Origin of the sequence: Buttiauxella cochleicola (assembly GCF_021282435.1) — a bacterium.
Taxonomy (GTDB): Bacteria; Pseudomonadota; Gammaproteobacteria; order Enterobacterales; family Enterobacteriaceae; genus Buttiauxella; species Buttiauxella massiliensis.
The window spans coordinates 64,245-79,457 of sequence record NZ_JAJSOT010000007.1 but is presented as its reverse complement, the minus strand read 5'-3'; the positions used below and the strand labels follow the sequence as shown (position 1 = coordinate 79,457).

At 50.2% G+C, this 15,213-nt stretch carries 13 protein-coding genes; 7 read left to right on the top strand and 6 right to left on the bottom strand.

The genetic code is table 11. From position 1 onward, the window contains the following. Positions 1 to 246 precede the first annotated feature (246 nt). Positions 247 to 765: a phosphoribosyltransferase gene (locus LVQ77_RS16475; protein ID WP_232866735.1), complete on the top strand. Its 519-nt coding sequence runs from the start codon at positions 247 to 249 to the stop codon at positions 763 to 765. A 175-nt stretch (positions 766 to 940) separates the two neighbouring features. On the opposite strand, the gene LVQ77_RS16470 is transcribed toward LVQ77_RS16475, so the two are convergent. The 3 genes from LVQ77_RS16470 to LVQ77_RS16460 form a co-directional block, all read right to left on the bottom strand. Beyond that, positions 941 to 1,132, bottom strand: coding sequence for a YpfN family protein (locus tag LVQ77_RS16470; protein ID WP_034459091.1), 192 nt, complete (start codon positions 1,130 to 1,132; stop codon positions 941 to 943). Positions 1,133 to 1,278: 146 nt separating this feature from the next. After that, a complete protein-coding gene (gene dapE / locus LVQ77_RS16465) occupies positions 1,279 to 2,406 on the bottom strand; it encodes a succinyl-diaminopimelate desuccinylase (RefSeq protein ID WP_034459089.1) in 1,128 nt (375 codons plus the stop codon). 4 nt (positions 2,407 to 2,410) lie between these two features. Continuing rightward, positions 2,411 to 2,767, bottom strand: a complete 357-nt coding sequence (locus tag LVQ77_RS16460; RefSeq protein ID WP_232905002.1) for an ArsC family reductase — start codon at positions 2,765 to 2,767, stop codon at positions 2,411 to 2,413. Positions 2,768 to 3,178: 411 nt separating this feature from the next. Between LVQ77_RS16460 and ypfM the strand changes: the two genes are divergently transcribed. Then, on the top strand, positions 3,179 to 3,238 hold the full coding sequence (gene ypfM / locus LVQ77_RS16455) for a protein YpfM (RefSeq protein ID WP_087867655.1): 60 nt from the start codon (positions 3,179 to 3,181) through the stop codon (positions 3,236 to 3,238). A gap of 100 nt (positions 3,239 to 3,338) precedes the next feature. Here ypfM and acrD read toward each other — a convergent pair whose 3' ends face one another. The 3 genes from acrD to narQ form a co-directional block, all read right to left on the bottom strand. Then, positions 3,339 to 6,455, bottom strand: coding sequence for a multidrug efflux RND transporter permease AcrD (acrD, locus tag LVQ77_RS16450; protein WP_232905001.1), 3,117 nt, complete (start codon positions 6,453 to 6,455; stop codon positions 3,339 to 3,341). 136 nt (positions 6,456 to 6,591) lie between these two features. Further along, positions 6,592 to 7,236: a nitrate/nitrite response regulator protein NarP gene (gene narP / locus LVQ77_RS16445; RefSeq protein ID WP_232905000.1), complete on the bottom strand. Its 645-nt coding sequence runs from the start codon at positions 7,234 to 7,236 to the stop codon at positions 6,592 to 6,594. 32 nt (positions 7,237 to 7,268) lie between these two features. Next, on the bottom strand, positions 7,269 to 8,984 hold the full coding sequence (gene narQ / locus LVQ77_RS16440; protein ID WP_232904999.1) for a nitrate/nitrite two-component system sensor histidine kinase NarQ: 1,716 nt from the start codon (positions 8,982 to 8,984) through the stop codon (positions 7,269 to 7,271). Positions 8,985 to 9,308: 324 nt separating this feature from the next. On the opposite strand from narQ, the gene aegA reads away from it, so the two are divergent. The 5 genes from aegA to napB all read left to right on the top strand — a co-directional run bounded on the left by aegA (position 9,309) and on the right by napB (position 15,211). Then, a complete protein-coding gene (gene aegA, locus LVQ77_RS16435; RefSeq protein WP_232904998.1) occupies positions 9,309 to 11,306 on the top strand; it encodes a formate-dependent uric acid utilization protein AegA in 1,998 nt (665 codons plus the stop codon). 229 nt (positions 11,307 to 11,535) lie between these two features. Continuing rightward, complete coding sequence (gene napF, locus LVQ77_RS16430; RefSeq protein ID WP_232904997.1) at positions 11,536 to 12,027, top strand: ferredoxin-type protein NapF; 492 nt, start codon at positions 11,536 to 11,538, stop codon at positions 12,025 to 12,027. Then, positions 12,017 to 12,280, top strand: a complete 264-nt coding sequence (napD, locus tag LVQ77_RS16425; RefSeq protein ID WP_232904996.1) for a chaperone NapD — start codon at positions 12,017 to 12,019, stop codon at positions 12,278 to 12,280. Before napF ends, napD begins: the two co-directional genes overlap by 11 nt. After that, positions 12,277 to 14,763, top strand: a complete 2,487-nt coding sequence (napA, locus tag LVQ77_RS16420; RefSeq protein WP_232904995.1) for a nitrate reductase catalytic subunit NapA — start codon at positions 12,277 to 12,279, stop codon at positions 14,761 to 14,763. The genes napD and napA overlap by 4 nt, the downstream gene beginning before the upstream one ends. Positions 14,764 to 14,773: 10 nt before the next feature. After that, positions 14,774 to 15,211 (top strand): nitrate reductase cytochrome c-type subunit, encoded by a 438-nt coding sequence (gene napB, locus LVQ77_RS16415; RefSeq protein ID WP_151995217.1) that lies wholly within the window; start codon positions 14,774 to 14,776, stop codon positions 15,209 to 15,211. Positions 15,212 to 15,213: the final 2 nt, after the last annotated feature.

Here is a 15,213-nt window from a genome sequence, read left to right as displayed (position 1 = left end):
TGTGCGACATTATGCACACTTTATGATGATCTGGTCCTGCTTGATGATGCTCGTTAGTGTATTTTTGTGCAATATTTAGATCTAAAAAATCGCCATGGTGATAGTTTGTGATAGATTTATTTTCAGAACATATGCTGTTAGAGGTATAAGTGGGCAAGAGCTTGCCGGGGTAACGAGTCTCTGGTCAGTAAGGGTTTTACAAATTCTGAATGTGTTGATTGCTCTGATAACTAAAGAGAAATTTTTATGAAACATGAACATGTTGGTGAAATCATAATTAGTGAATCGGCTATTGCTGAGGGCGTGACGAAAGTTGCTGCACAACTCAACCAGCATTTTAATGACGCAGTCATTATTACGGTTGTACCGGGCGGGATCCTCTTCACTGCGGACCTGACTCGGCAGTTAGAGTTTGATATTAATATGGATTATATTGCCTGCCCGCATACTCCAGGCGACAGACATAATAATTCAGCGATAGTTTTCCATCAGAATATAGATATCAGCGGTCGGGATGTCATCATCATCGATGATGCCATTGAGTCAGGCGGAACGATGAAGCGTCTTGTTCAATTTATCTTAGAAAACTACACGCCAAAATCGGTCTGCGTTGCTGTTCTTTTTGTCAAACCGGGTCGGGTAGATATCCCCGTCAGACAATATTATGCGTATGAGATGGAAAATGATGACTTATTGATTGGATATGGCATGCCATGGGAAAATAAGTACAGAAATCTGCCTTATGTAGCCAAATTAAAACGTTAAGTTTTGACTGCATTTCTTATCTTATTATTAGCTGTTTGCTTTCAGATACTGGCCTGAATGCCAGAAAACTGCAGGGGTTCGGCAGAGAATGCTCGTTCTTCATCATGGCGACCGAAGGCCGGTCGCCATTACTATCAGCATTTTGAAAAGCGGGAATACCCCGCTCATTTGTCAGTTAAGGCTTTTTCTTTGGGAAATCGTCTTCGTCATCCCACTTATCGTTAAAGTCACGATGAGGAGGAAGCTCAGGTTTATTCGCCATATATTTCTTCGGATCAATACGCTTCAGATCCTTAATCACATTAAGGAAAATGCCCAGAAGCAGCACCAGTACGATGATCCACCAATAATGCGATAGCCATTCCATGCGTATAACCTCTTTCGCCTTGTTACTTGACGTTGTGGCGGCGTTTCCTGTACTCACTTACCCGAATCAATTACTCAAGTAAGCTCCCAGGCTGCTGTGCCACAACACCAATTAATCTGGCTATGATTGATGTTTATTGCGGCCTGTCAGGCGACAAGCTGCTCCATAATGCGTTGATACATACGGGCCAACATCTGCAGGTCAGCGGCATTAACACACTCATTAATTTTATGAATAGTCGCGTTCACTGGCCCAAGTTCCACCACCTGCGCCCCCATGCGTGCGATAAAGCGCCCATCGGATGTGCCGCCGGTGGTCAATAGCTGCGGTCTGATCTCATTATAGTGCTCAACTGCATTCACTACCGCATCGACCAGCTTCCCGCGTGACGTAAGGAACGGTTGGCCGGAAAGCCACCAGTCGAGGGTATAACGCAATTCATACTTATCGAGCAGGGCAATAACGCGTTGCTTGATGTCTTCATCAGTCAGTTCGGTGCTGAAGCGGAAGTTGAACTGCACATACAGATCGCCTGGAATTACGTTATTACTGCCGGTGCCGGCCTGAACGTTGGCAATCTGCATGCTGGTGGCAGGGAAGAACTCGTTACCTTTGTCCCACTCAATATTGACCAGCTCATTCAGCATTGGTGCTGCACGATGAACAGGGTTATCAGCCAGATGCGGGTAAGCAACGTGCCCCTGCACACCGTGAACGGTCAGGTTACAGGTCAACGAGCCACGGCGGCCGTTTTTCACCACATCGCCTACAACTTCAGTGCTGGAAGGTTCACCTACCAGGCAGTAATCGAGCCTTTCATGGCGTGCCATTAATGTTTCGACTACTTTCACAGTGCCATTTTTGGCACTGGCTTCTTCATCAGACGTGATGAGAAATGCAAGGCGGCCTTTATGGCGCGGGTTCTGTGCCACAAAACGTTCTGCAGCAACCACCATCGCGGCAAGCGACCCTTTCATATCTGCAGCACCACGACCAAAAAGCATGCCATCACGGATAGTCGGTTCAAACGGAGGGTTAATCCAACGGTCGGCATCACCTGAAGGCACGACGTCGGTATGGCCAGCAAACGCCAGCGTTTCGCCTTTTCCTCTCCATGCCCAGAAGTTTTGCGTGTCGCCAAAATCCATGTGCTCGATAGTGAAACCAATGGCACGTAGTCGCTCAATCATCAGCGCCTGGCAGCCAGCGTCGTCAGGGCTAAGAGAAGGGCGGCGGATAAGCTGTTGCGTCAGCTCAATAACCGGGCAAGACATAGCTCTACACCTCGTTTATAAACATCGTATAGTTCGATTCATTGAAACCCAGCAGCATAGGCTGACCGGGCGCGTAGAGCAATGGGCGTTTGATGATTGCTGGCATTTCGAGCATTAGCGCTGCTGCAGTTTGGGCGTCAGTAATACTTGCTCGATGTGCTTCGTCGAGTTTGCGCCAGGTCGTTCCTCGCGTATTCAGCAGTGCTTCCCAACCTAATGCGGCAATAAAACTGTTCAATAATTCGGCATTTAACCCATCTACACGATAGTCATGGAATTGATATTCCACACCTTGAGTCTCCAACCAGCGGCGTGCTTTCTTGATGGTGTCGCAGTTTTTAATACCGTAGAGAATTATCACGGGTTAAATCCTTATTTTTGGCAGTGATTATTTATGCAGGAATTTAGAATAAATAAAATGATAAAAAAGTTGCAAGGAAAAATATAACTCAATTGCTAATCTAAAAGTTAGGTAATAGAGATTCTTTTTCTGCTTTGATTAATTTATCGCCGTTTGGCGTGTAGAGAGTTCAGAGTCTTTGATTGCTACGAAAAGTCCTATTTTCGTGGCTTGCAGAGCTGCTGAGTAACTGAAACATTTTATTTCAAGTGTTTCGTCACATTATTAAATACCTATTGAGCTAATAATTAAGTCCATACGCAGTCGACTCTCAATATTTGATGATAGATAGCCAGTGAAGCTGCAAAGTAATGCCGCTTCACTCCATGGAAGGGATTACGTATAATTAAAGCAATTATAAGAGAGGCGGTTATGATTGAGCACGAACTAGGGAACTGGAAAGATTTCATTGAAGATATGCTTCGTAAATGATCTAACCGGGTAAAAAATACAACGGGAACATGATGTTCTTATTCTCAATATCCTTTGAGCCATACAAAAAGCGACCCCTTTAAGGTCGCTTTTTTGTTGGTTAGCTATCTGAATGTTCCTTGAGCGGGAATCTTCTGCGCACCAGCACAAAGAACAATGGCACGAAGAATATCGCCAGCACGGTCGCTGAAATCATCCCCCCCATCACCCCGGTACCCACCGCATGCTGGCTACCAGAACCCGCACCGCTGCTGGTGGCCATTGGCAACACGCCGAAGATAAACGCCAGGGATGTCATCAATATCGGGCGTAAACGTTGGCGGCAGGCGTCAAGCGTCGCGGCAACCAGTTCGCGGCCCTGGGCATTCATATCGTTGGCGAACTCAACAATCAGAATGGCGTTCTTGGCCGCCAATCCTATAACCGTTAACAGCCCCACCTGGAAATATACGTCGTTTTCCAGCCCGCGCATCCAGGTTGCCAGCAGTGCACCAACTACCCCCAACGGAACAACCAGCATCACTGAGAATGGCACTGACCAGCTTTCATAAAGTGCCGCCAGGCACAGGAACACCACTAATAGAGAGATGGCGTATAGCGCCGGAGCCTGCGCGCCTGATAACCGTTCCTGGTAAGACATACCGGTCCATTCCAGGCCAAAACCTGTTGGCAGCTTTTGCACCAAGGTTTCCATCACCTGCATCGCGGTCCCGGTACTTACACCAGGTGCTGCTTCACCGACAATTTCCAAAGCTGAATAACCGTTATAACGTTCGAGGCGTGGTGACCCTGTTTCCCAGTGCGAGCTGGCAAAAGCAGAGAAGGGCACCATTCCACCGTCTTTGTTACGCACATACCACTGGTTAATGTCTTCCGGCAGCATGCGATATTTCGCTCCTGCCTGCACATATACCTTTTTCACACGGCCACGATCCATAAAATCGTTCACGTAGCTGGAACCCCAGGCGGTTTGCAGCGTGTTATTGATATCGTCAATGGATACGCCCAATGCTTGCGCTTTTCGTTGGTCGATATCGATCTGCATTTGCGGGCTATCGTCTAAACCGTTGTGACGCACGCGAGTCAGCAGTTTTTCATCGCTCGCCATATCCAGTAACTGATCGCGCGCCTGCATGAGCGCATCGTGCCCGGCACCTGCGTGGTCTTGCAATTCCATATCAAACCCAGCTGCGTTACCTAAACCGCTGATGGCCGGTGGGCTGCTGGCTATCACACGTGCTTCTTTAATATCACGGAAGGCTTTTGTTGCCCGTTCGATAATGGCAAAAGAACTGGCGGTATTCGGGTCACGTACATCCCAGTCTTTCAGGCGTACAAACATGCGCGCCACGTTTTGCCCGTTACCGCCGGGGCCGGAGCCTATAGTGGCAAACACCGACAGTACGTTATCTTTCTCTTTGGTCAGATAATACTGCTCAAGCTTTTCCACCACTTTGGTAGTTTGCTGCTGCGTAGAGCCGCTCGGCAATTGTATTGAAGTGGTGAATACACCCTGATCTTCCAGCGGCAGGAAAGAGGTTGGCAGGCGCAGGAACAGGAACACCATGCCGCCAATCAGCAGCACATAAATCAGGATCCAGCGCAGACTGTGCGCCAGAATTTTGCCGACAGCAGATTCATAGCGCTGTGCATTGCGGTTAAACATGCGGTTAAACCAGCCAAAGAAACCTTTCTGGCCGTGATGTTCACCTTTATGCAATGGCTTGAGAATGGTGGCACACAATGCGGGCGTCAGAATCATCGCCACCAATACCGATAGCACCATCGCGGAAACGATGGTTATCGAGAACTGGCGGTATATCGCCCCAGTGGTGCCGCCAAAAAATGCCATCGGTACAAACACCGCTGACAGCACCATTGCAATCCCAACCAACGCACCTTGAATCTGGCCCATTGATTTTCGGGTCGCTTCTTTGGGTGATAACCCTTCCTCACTCATGATGCGTTCAACGTTTTCGACCACCACGATGGCGTCGTCAACTAACAAACCGATAGCCAGAACCATGGCAAACATCGTCAGGGTGTTAATGCTGTAGCCAAACGCATACAGGACGGAGAAGGTACCCAATAATACTACCGGCACGGCGATAGTCGGAATTAACGTCGCTCTGAAGTTCTGTAAGAAAAGATACATGACGAGGAACACCAGTAGGATGGCTTCCAGCAGAGTTTTCACTACATCAGTAATCGAGGCTTTCACAAAAGGCGTGGTTTCGTAAGCAATCTTCGCTTCCAGGCCATGAGGGAAGTACTGCGATAATTCTTCAATTTTTGCGCGGGCGAGTTTATCAGTTTCCATCTCGTTCGCGCCCGAGGCGAGTTTAATTCCCAGGCCTGACGCTGCTTGCCCGTTATAACGGCTCAGGAAGTCGTACTTCTCGGCACCTAGTTCAACTTCTGCAACATCACCCAGCGAAACCAGAGATCCATCCTGATTTACACGCAGCGTAATGTCTTTGAATTGCTGCGGCGTTTGCAGCAGTGACTGAGAATTAACGGTGGCGTTCAGCGCCTGCATATCGACAGAAGGCGTTCCACCTAGCTGCCCGACCGCAATTTGTGCATTCTGCGATTTAATCGCATCCACCACATCCTGCGTGGTCATCTGGAAACTGGTGAGTTTGGTCGGGTCGAGCCAGATACGCATTGAATATTGCGAACCGTAGGCATCCACATCACCTACGCCGTTAATACGGCTTATAGGATCCTGAATATTACTGGCGACGTAGTCCGCGATATCTTGCTTATCCATGCTGCCGTCGGTAGACACAAACGCCACCATTAGAATGTTGGTATCGCCGGTTTTTCTAACCGTTACGCCCTGGGTTTGCACGGCCTGCGGCAATTTACGTAATGCAGATTGCAACTGGTTTTGCACCTGCTGCACTGCTTCGTCTGGATCGGTTCCGGCTTTAAAGCTCAGCGTAATCGTCGCCTGACCGGTGCTGCTACTTTGGGAGGACATATACATCATGTTGTCCAGCCCGGTCATATTCTGCTCGATAACCTGAGTAACCGTATTTTCCAGCGTTTGTGCAGACGCACCTGGGTAATTTGCAGTGATACGCACATTTGGCGGTGCGAGGTCGGGGTATTGTTCTACGGGAAGTGAAAAAATTGCCAGTGCGCCGGTGAGGCACAAAATAATGGCCAGCACCCAGGCAAAAATGGGGCGATTAATAAAGAAATTCGCCATTCAGTCAGAACCTCGTCAGTACTTCAGATTGTGATTATTGAGATAGTCGTCACTGTAGCCTTAACGGCAAGTCCAAACGTGGAGAAATTGAGGAGATATTGTAAATTATCTTCGCTCTCTGTGGTATGGCGAGGCTTCAAAAGCCTCTGCTTTCAAGGAACAACACCGTTGCCGCGACACGAGATCGCACCTGGAGTTTGCGCAGCAAATTGCGGATATGCACTTTCACCGTCTCTTCGGAGATATGCAGACCCGACGCAATCTGTTTGTTTGACAAACCCTTAGCGACTTCTTGTAATACATCCAACTCACGTTCGGTTAAGACCGCAAAAGGATCGTCACTACGTTTATCAGTGCTGCGGGTGCGTAAATATTCAGCCACTTGCTCGCTGTAGGCTTCGCCTTCGGTTGCACCACGGCGGATATCTTCCAGCAGCACGTCCGGGTCGCTGTCTTTGAGCAAATAACCGTCTGCTCCGGCATCTATCAGGGTGAAAATATCACTGCGGGAATCTGAAACTGTCAGCACCACGATACGCGCACTGACGCCATCACGGCGCAGGGCGTTTAACGTGTCTAACCCGCTCAAACCTTTCATATTCAGATCGAGCAAAATCAGGTCAGGGGTCAGGCGATTCGCAAGGCTAATAGCTTCTGCGCCGCTGCTTGCTTCACCTACTACGCTAAAACTGTCATCCATTTCCAGCAACTGACGGATGCCACGACGCATTAACGGATGATCATCGACGATTAATACCTGGCAGACATTTTTCTCACTCATCACAACTCCCAATATTGTTCACATTATTATCGTTATAGGTTCACCGGCGTTTCGCGCGTTGCCTGGTCTGATGGCGGCGAACGAAAAGTCATCGTAATCAACGTCCCGCCTTCTGCTGGGCGGGAAATAGTCAGCTCGCCACCTAACCGTGTGGCGCGTTCGTGCATAATATTTAAGCCGTAATGACCTTCGGGTTCCGTCAGACTGGCTATTCCAGTTCCGTCATCAAGAATATTCACAGAATGAATCCCTGATACCGATGTATTACAGCTTACGGATATTTTATGTGCTTGCGCGTGTTTAATCGCGTTTAAAACGCCTTCACGGATAATTTGCAGCAAATGTACCTGTTGTGAGGCATCCAGCGCCTGAGTGGGTATGTCGCAATCCATGGTAATAACGGCTTCAGTCTGGTTGCGCAGCGGGGCAATCATCTCCTGCAATGCGGAAGGTAAATCGGCTTGCTGAAGTGTCAGGCGGAAGGTCGTTAATAGCTCACGTAACTGGCGGTAGGCATCGTTCAGCGCTTGGGAAAAATCGCCAATAATGCGCTGCGCAGGCTGGTTTTCTGCCGGTACCGCACGTTTGAGTAACGTGAGTTGGATACGTAAATAAGAGAGCACTTGCGCTAACGAGTCGTGTAATTCCCGGGCAATCGTCGCGCGCTCTTCCATCAGCAACAATTGCTGATAATGTTTTTGCGCCTGGTTGAAATAGAGGCCACGGCCCAACATATTTGCCAGACTTTGCATTAATGGCAGCGGCGGCACACCTTCTGGAGCCTGCCAGCGGAGCAAACCTAATTCTTTATTCTCAAGCACGATCGGCAATGTTTGCCATGCTTCCTTATCGTGTTGAACGCCTTCCTGTATTTTCCAGTTTTCACCCGTTTTCATCTCCAGATAATTGACCGGTGTTTTCTGGCGTACCTGCTGCAACACTCGTTCAAAACAGTGCTGATCGATGGTACTGACCGTCAGGGCTTGTGAGCAGGCATATAGCACTTCCAGCGTCTGATTGGCTTCCTGCAGGTCCAGTGTTTTTTCCTGCACGCTCTCTTCAAGTGAGCGATAAAGTTTATGTAACTCGCCTGACATGCGCGTGAAAGTATGTGCCAACAAACCCAGTTCATTTGGTAGTTGTGTGTTTAGCGGCGGGTAATCAAACTCACCGCGTTCAATAGTGCGACTTGCTTCCATTAGTTTGTTCAGAGGCGCCACAACCTGGTGGCGAAAGCGGCGTAAGGTGAAAAAGACCAACGTGAAAATGGCAATAAAACCTACCACTGAAGCTATCACCACCTGCATCATTTTGCGTTCAGCATAATGTTGAAGGGCGAGGACAAACAGGTCAATTTGCGCCACATAGCCAGTAATGTTGGCCTTGTACCACTGCAAATCGCCCTGGCGAATATGGTTTTCCATATCGGACCAGGCATGGTTAATCACTGCGAAACGGTTACGGACTTCAGCAGGAACCCAGAATTTTTCAATTTTAAGCAAGGCTGGAGAGCGCAGTGACTGGCTGTACTGCTCAAGATGTTTGTCCAGATTGATGCGGTCGCCCTGCAAATCATATCCCAGGCGATAGCTCTGCATACGTAACGAACCTGCGACGTTAATCGCTTCGGCATCTCGCAAACTGCTGGCAAGGGTTAACATCGCGATGCCTGTTGAAAGCAGCGATAGCAGAATAATGTAAAAGAAAGCTCGGGCAAGGCTCGTGGAGAGCGAGCGTTTTACTATCACTTATAATAACCCATCGAAATAGTTGAGAGCGAAACGTATCAGAAACGTAAGATGTCAGTCATTCTTGTTGGCTATATTTCGGCATTCCTTCCAAAACAAATTTACAGAATTAACCACTGCACACCAGAAACACAACCTTTGCACAACAAACTGGTGCAAAACGATGTTTCATTAAACACGAAAATAAATTGATCCTTACCAGGTTATTGGCAGATTTCGCATTAAACTGGGCAAATGACCATTGCCAGCGAAGACTTTGCCAGGTCATAACATACCCCCATAAAAAATAGCCTCCTGTTTGTGATAACGGGCAAAGGGGTAAAAATGAATCGTTTTGTTCTTGCCAATGCACAGCAATGTATCGGTTGTCATGCATGCGAAATCGCCTGCGTAATGGCTCACAATGATGAAAAGCATGTTCTGACCACCCAACAATTTCAGCCACGGATCTCTGTTATTAAACATCAGGGAAGGCGCAATGCGGTAACTTGCCGTCATTGCGAAGATGCTCCGTGTGCAAGCAGTTGCCCCAACGAAGCTATTTCACGCATTAATGACAGTGTTCAGGTTAATCAACACAAGTGTATTGGCTGTAAATCCTGTGTGGTAGCGTGCCCGTTTGGTGCGATGCAGGTTCTCACCACTCCGATTAATGATGGGCGCTCTGTTAAAGCCAATGCCCATAAATGCGACTTATGCCATGACCGTAAAAATGGCCCGGCTTGCGTGGAAAATTGTCCCAGCAAGGCGCTGAAATTAATTAATAGCGAGACGCTTGCCGCCCTGGCAAAAAACCGGCGTTTACGCTCGGCGGCTCAGGAATCTCAGCCGTGGCATACCACCGCGCAGCAAACAGCACCGCAGCTTTCTCTGAGTGCTGATTTAAGTAAAGTAGAAAAAATGCGCGCCACTCCTGCACGGCAGGACCCTGATAAAATTGACCTGGTTTTGCGCAAAACAGGTTTTGATGAAATCTATCTCACCTTTGATAAAAACCAGGCTGAAAACCAGGCTGACCGCTGCATGAAATGTGGCGAGCACAGCATTTGCGAGTGGACTTGCCCGCTGCATAACCATATCCCGCATTGGATTGAACTGGTCAAAGAGGGGCGCATTCTGGAAGCTGTGGAGCTTTCGCACCAGACAAACTGCCTGCCAGAAGTGACTGGGCGTGTGTGTCCACAAGACCGTTTATGTGAAAGTGCCTGTACCCTCAAAGATGAATATGGTGCGGTCACTATCGGCAATATCGAGCGTTATATTTCCGATAAAGCCTTTGCCAGCGGCTGGACGCCGGATCTTTCTTATGTCAAACCAACTAGTCGCCGCGTTGCCGTGATTGGTGCTGGGCCTGCCGGCCTTGCCTGCGCGGATATTCTGGCGCGCAATGGGATTAAAGCCACAGTGTTCGACCGCCATCCTGAAATCGGCGGGCTGCTCACGTTTGGTATTCCCGCATTCAAGCTGGATAAATCGCTGTTAAGTCGTCGCCGTGAAATCTTCAGTTCGATGGGTATTGAATTCAAACTCAATACCGAGATTGGCCGCGACATTTCTCTACAACAGGTGTTGGCTGATTTTGACGCGGTGTTTGTTGGTGTTGGGACTTATCGTTCAATGAAAGCTGGATTGCCGAACGAAGATGCGTCGGGTGTTTACGATGCGCTGCCGTTCCTGATTGCTAACACTAAACAGGTGATGGGATTACCAGAGTTGCCTGACGAGCCGTATATCAATATGGCGGATAAACAAGTGGTGGTGCTCGGCGGCGGTGATACTGCGATGGACTGCGTGCGCACTTCTTTGCGACATGGCGCGCAGCAAGTCACTTGTGCCTATCGCCGTGATGAAGCCAACATGCCGGGTTCAAAAAAAGAGGTCAAAAACGCGCGGGAAGAAGGGGCGATGTTTGAGTTCAATGTGCAGCCGCTGAATATTGAACTGGATGACAGTGGGGAAGTGATGGGCATCCGTATGCTGCGTACCCAAATGGGCGAGCCAGACGAGCAAGGTCGCCGTCGTCCGGAACCGATTGAAGGCTCTGAATTTATCATGCCAGCCGATGCTGTAATTATGGCATTTGGCTTCCACCCTCATGGTATGCCATGGCTTGAAGAGCACGGTGTGAAGCTTGATAGCTGGGGGAGGATCCTTGCCAGCGTTGAAGATAAATTACGCTATCAGACCAGCAACCCAAAAATCTTTGCTGGTGGTGATGCGGTCCGTGGTGCTGATCTGGTTGTCACGGCGATGGCGGAAGGGCGTCATGCTGCTGCAGGGATCATGGAATATCTTGAAGTCCAACCCCAACGCCTTAATTAGACGTTAATCTCACCCCGTCTGTGAGTCGGGGTGAGTGTTTGTTTTACAAACCGAATTCCTTTTTGATCCTACCCCTGTATTTACCCCTAAAGGGTGATGCCTCTACTCCCCCTTTGTCACATAACGTATCACTCTATAAAAACCCGTAGAAAATTACGGAGATAACACAGATGTGTTTGCCGGCTTCTGCACTGCGAAGGCTGGCATTTGTGATGCAAGGATGTGCCTTATGGCTGATTTTTCCCGACGTGGATTATTGACCGGGAGCTTTCGACGCTCCGGAACTGCTTTCCGCCCGCCCTGGAGCGGAGATGAAAACCATTTCCTTGTGGATTGCACTCGCTGCGATACCTGTTTGTCGGCCTGCGAAACTCGCGTTCTGAAACGCGGCCAGGGCGGCTACCCCGAAGTTAACTTCGATCACGGTGAATGCACTTTTTGCTACGCCTGCGCACAAGCTTGCCCGGAACAACTCTTCCTGGCGCGTGACGTTTCCCCGTGGGAACACACGCTGTCGATTGGCGATAACTGCCTGGCTAAAAACAGCATCGAATGCCGTAGCTGCCAGGACACCTGCGACACGCAGGCTATTTCATTTCGCCCTTCTTTGCAGGGTATCGCACAACCTCTGCTCAATCACACCGATTGCACCGCTTGCGGGGCATGTATATCGGGTTGTCCGGTTTCAGCCATCAAGATGAGGCACGCAAATGCGAGCTAACTGGCATGTCGCAGGCCTGGTCGTTCAGGCGCAACCACACAATATTCCCGCGGTCAGTGCCGCATTAAACGAACTACCTGGTAGCGAAGTCGCGGCAAGTGATGCTGAACACGGCAAATTGGTCGTAGTTATGGAAGCAGAACGTAGTGACGTGCTGCTGAATCAAATCGAGTCGGCACGCAATATTGCGGGCGTGCTGGCGGTGTCGCTGGTTTATCACCAGCAGGATGAGCAAGGTGAGGAAACACCATGAAACTCAGTCGTCGTAGCTTTATGAAAGCGAACGCTATTGCAGCCGCGGCGGCCGCCGCTGGCCTTAGCGTACCGAGCGTTGCGCGAGCAGTTGTCGGTAAGCAAGATGCCATTAAATGGGATAAAGCCCCATGCCGTTTTTGTGGCACCGGTTGTGGCGTATTAGTCGGTACCCAGGACGGGCGAGTTGTTGCAAGCCAGGGCGACCCGGATGCGCCGGTTAACCGTGGCCTGAACTGCATCAAAGGCTACTTCCTGCCAAAAATCATGTACGGAAAAGACCGCCTCACGCAGCCGCTGTTGCGCATGAAAGACGGGCAGTATGATAAAGAAGGTGAGTTTGCTCCCATCACCTGGGATCAGGCATTCGACATCATGGAGCAAAAATTCAAGACCAGCCTGAAAGAGAAAGGGCCGGAAGCGGTCGGCATGTTTGGCTCCGGCCAGTGGACGGTATGGGAAGGTTATGCCGCTTCTAAATTATTCAAAGCCGGTTTCCGTTCCAACAACCTTGACCCGAACGCACGCCACTGCATGGCTTCAGCTGTTGTGGGCTTCATGCGTACTTTCGGCATGGACGAGCCGATGGGCTGCTACGACGATATCGAGCAGGGCGACGCGTTCGTGCTGTGGGGTTCGAACATGGCCGAGATGCACCCGGTTTTATGGTCGCGCATCACTAACCGCCGCCTGTCGAATGAAAACGTTGAAGTCGCCGTGCTTTCGACCTTCCAGCATCGCAGCTTCGAGCTGGCCGACAATGGCATGGTGTTCACGCCGCAAACTGACCTGGCGATCCTGAACTATATCGCCAACTACATCATTCAAAACAACGCCATTAACGAATCGTTCTTCAAGCAACATGTGAATCTGCGCAAGGGCGTGACCGATATCGGTTACGGTTTGCGTCCGACGCATCCGTTAGAAAAAGCGGCGAAAAATCCAGGTTCAGACGCCTCTGAGCCAATGAGCTTTGAAGATTACAAAGCGTTCGTTGCCGAGTACACGTTGGAAAAAACCGCTGAGATGAGCGGTGTGCCGCAAGACCAGCTTGAAGCGCTGGCGAAGCTGTACGCCGACCCGAACAAAAAAGTGATTTCTTACTGGACGATGGGCTTCAACCAACACTCGCGTGGTGTGTGGGCCAACAACCTCGTTTACAACATCCACTTGTTGACCGGCAAAATTTCTCAGCCAGGCTGCGGACCATTCTCCTTAACCGGCCAACCATCGGCGTGCGGAACTGCGCGTGAAGTGGGCACTTTCTCTCACCGACTGCCAGCCGACATGGTGGTGACGAACGAGAAGCATCGCCAAATCACCGAAAACATGTGGCAGTTGCCAGCAGGCACCATCCCGGCAAAAGTGGGTTTACATGCCGTTGCCCAGGACCGCGCGCTGAAAGATGGCAAGCTCAACGTTTACTGGGTGATGTGTAACAACAACATGCAGGCCGGGCCGAACATTACCGAAGAGCGTATGCCGGGCTGGCGCGATCCGCGTAACTTCATCATCGTTTCCGATCCGTACCCGACGATCAGCGCACTGAGCGCGGATCTGATCCTGCCAACCGCAATGTGGGTGGAAAAAGAGGGCGCTTACGGCAACGCCGAACGCCGCACGCAGTTCTGGCGTCAGCAGGTGAAAGCACCGGGCGAGGCAAAGTCCGATCTGTGGCAGCTCGTGCAGTTTGCGAAACGCTTCAAAGTCGAAGAGGTGTGGCCTGCGGAACTGGTCGATCAAAAACCGGAATACCGGGGCAAAACGCTGTTTGACGTGCTGTTTGCGAATTCAAACGTGAGCAAATTCCCGGTCACCGAACTGGCTGAAGGGCAGTTAAATGACGAATCCCACGAGTTAGGTTTCTACCTGCAAAAAGGGTTGTTCGAGGAGTACGCCGCATTTGGCCGTGGTCACGGGCACGATCTCGCTCCGTTTGATGATTACCACAAAGCGCGCGGCCTGCGCTGGCCGGTGGTCGACGGTAAAGAGACGCTCTGGCGCTACAGCGAAGGTCACGACCCATATGTGAAAGCGGGTGAGGGCTTCAAGTTCTATGGTAAACCAGATGGCAAAGCAGTGATCTTCGCGTTGCCATTTGAGCCTGCGGCGGAGTCTCCGGACCAGGAGTATGACCTGTGGCTGTCAACAGGACGCGTGCTGGAACACTGGCATACCGGCAGCATGACGCGCCGCGTACCGGAATTGCATCGTGCCTTCCCGGAAGCTGTTTTGTTCATCCATCCACTTGATGCCAAAGCGCGTGATTTGCGTCGTGGTGACAAAGTGAAAGTTATCTCCCGTCGTGGCGAAGTGATTTCGATTGTCGAAACACGCGGTCGTAACAAACCGCCGCAGGGGCTGGTGTACATGCCGTTCTTCGATGCAGCGCAACTGGTGAACAACCTGACGCTGGACGCAACCGACCCACTTTCGAAAGAGACGGATTATAAGAAATGCGCTGTAAAACTGGCGAAGGTGTAAGGGGGATATCATGAACAAGAAAATGTTATTCAAATGGATGACGGCGTTGGTGTTTTTGGTCAGTGGCGCATTGTGGGCGGCGAACAGCGTTGATCTCACGCAGTCACCAGAAGTTTCCGGCACGCCGGAAGGCTCAGTCAAAATGCCGAAACAGCAGGGGCGTATGGCGCTGAACTATGTAAACCAGCCGCCAATGATTCCGCATAGTGTTGACGGCTACCAGGTTTCCAAAAACACCAACCGTTGTCTGCAATGCCACGGTGTCGAACATTACCGTACCACGGGGGCGCCGCGTGTTAGTCCCACACACTTTATGGATAGCGACGGCAACGTGCTTTCTAATGTGGCACCGCGTCGTTACTTCTGCCTGCAATGCCATGTCCCTCAAACCGATGCAGCGCCGATTGTTGAAAACACATTCACGCCGTCTAAAGGTTTTGGGAACTAGAG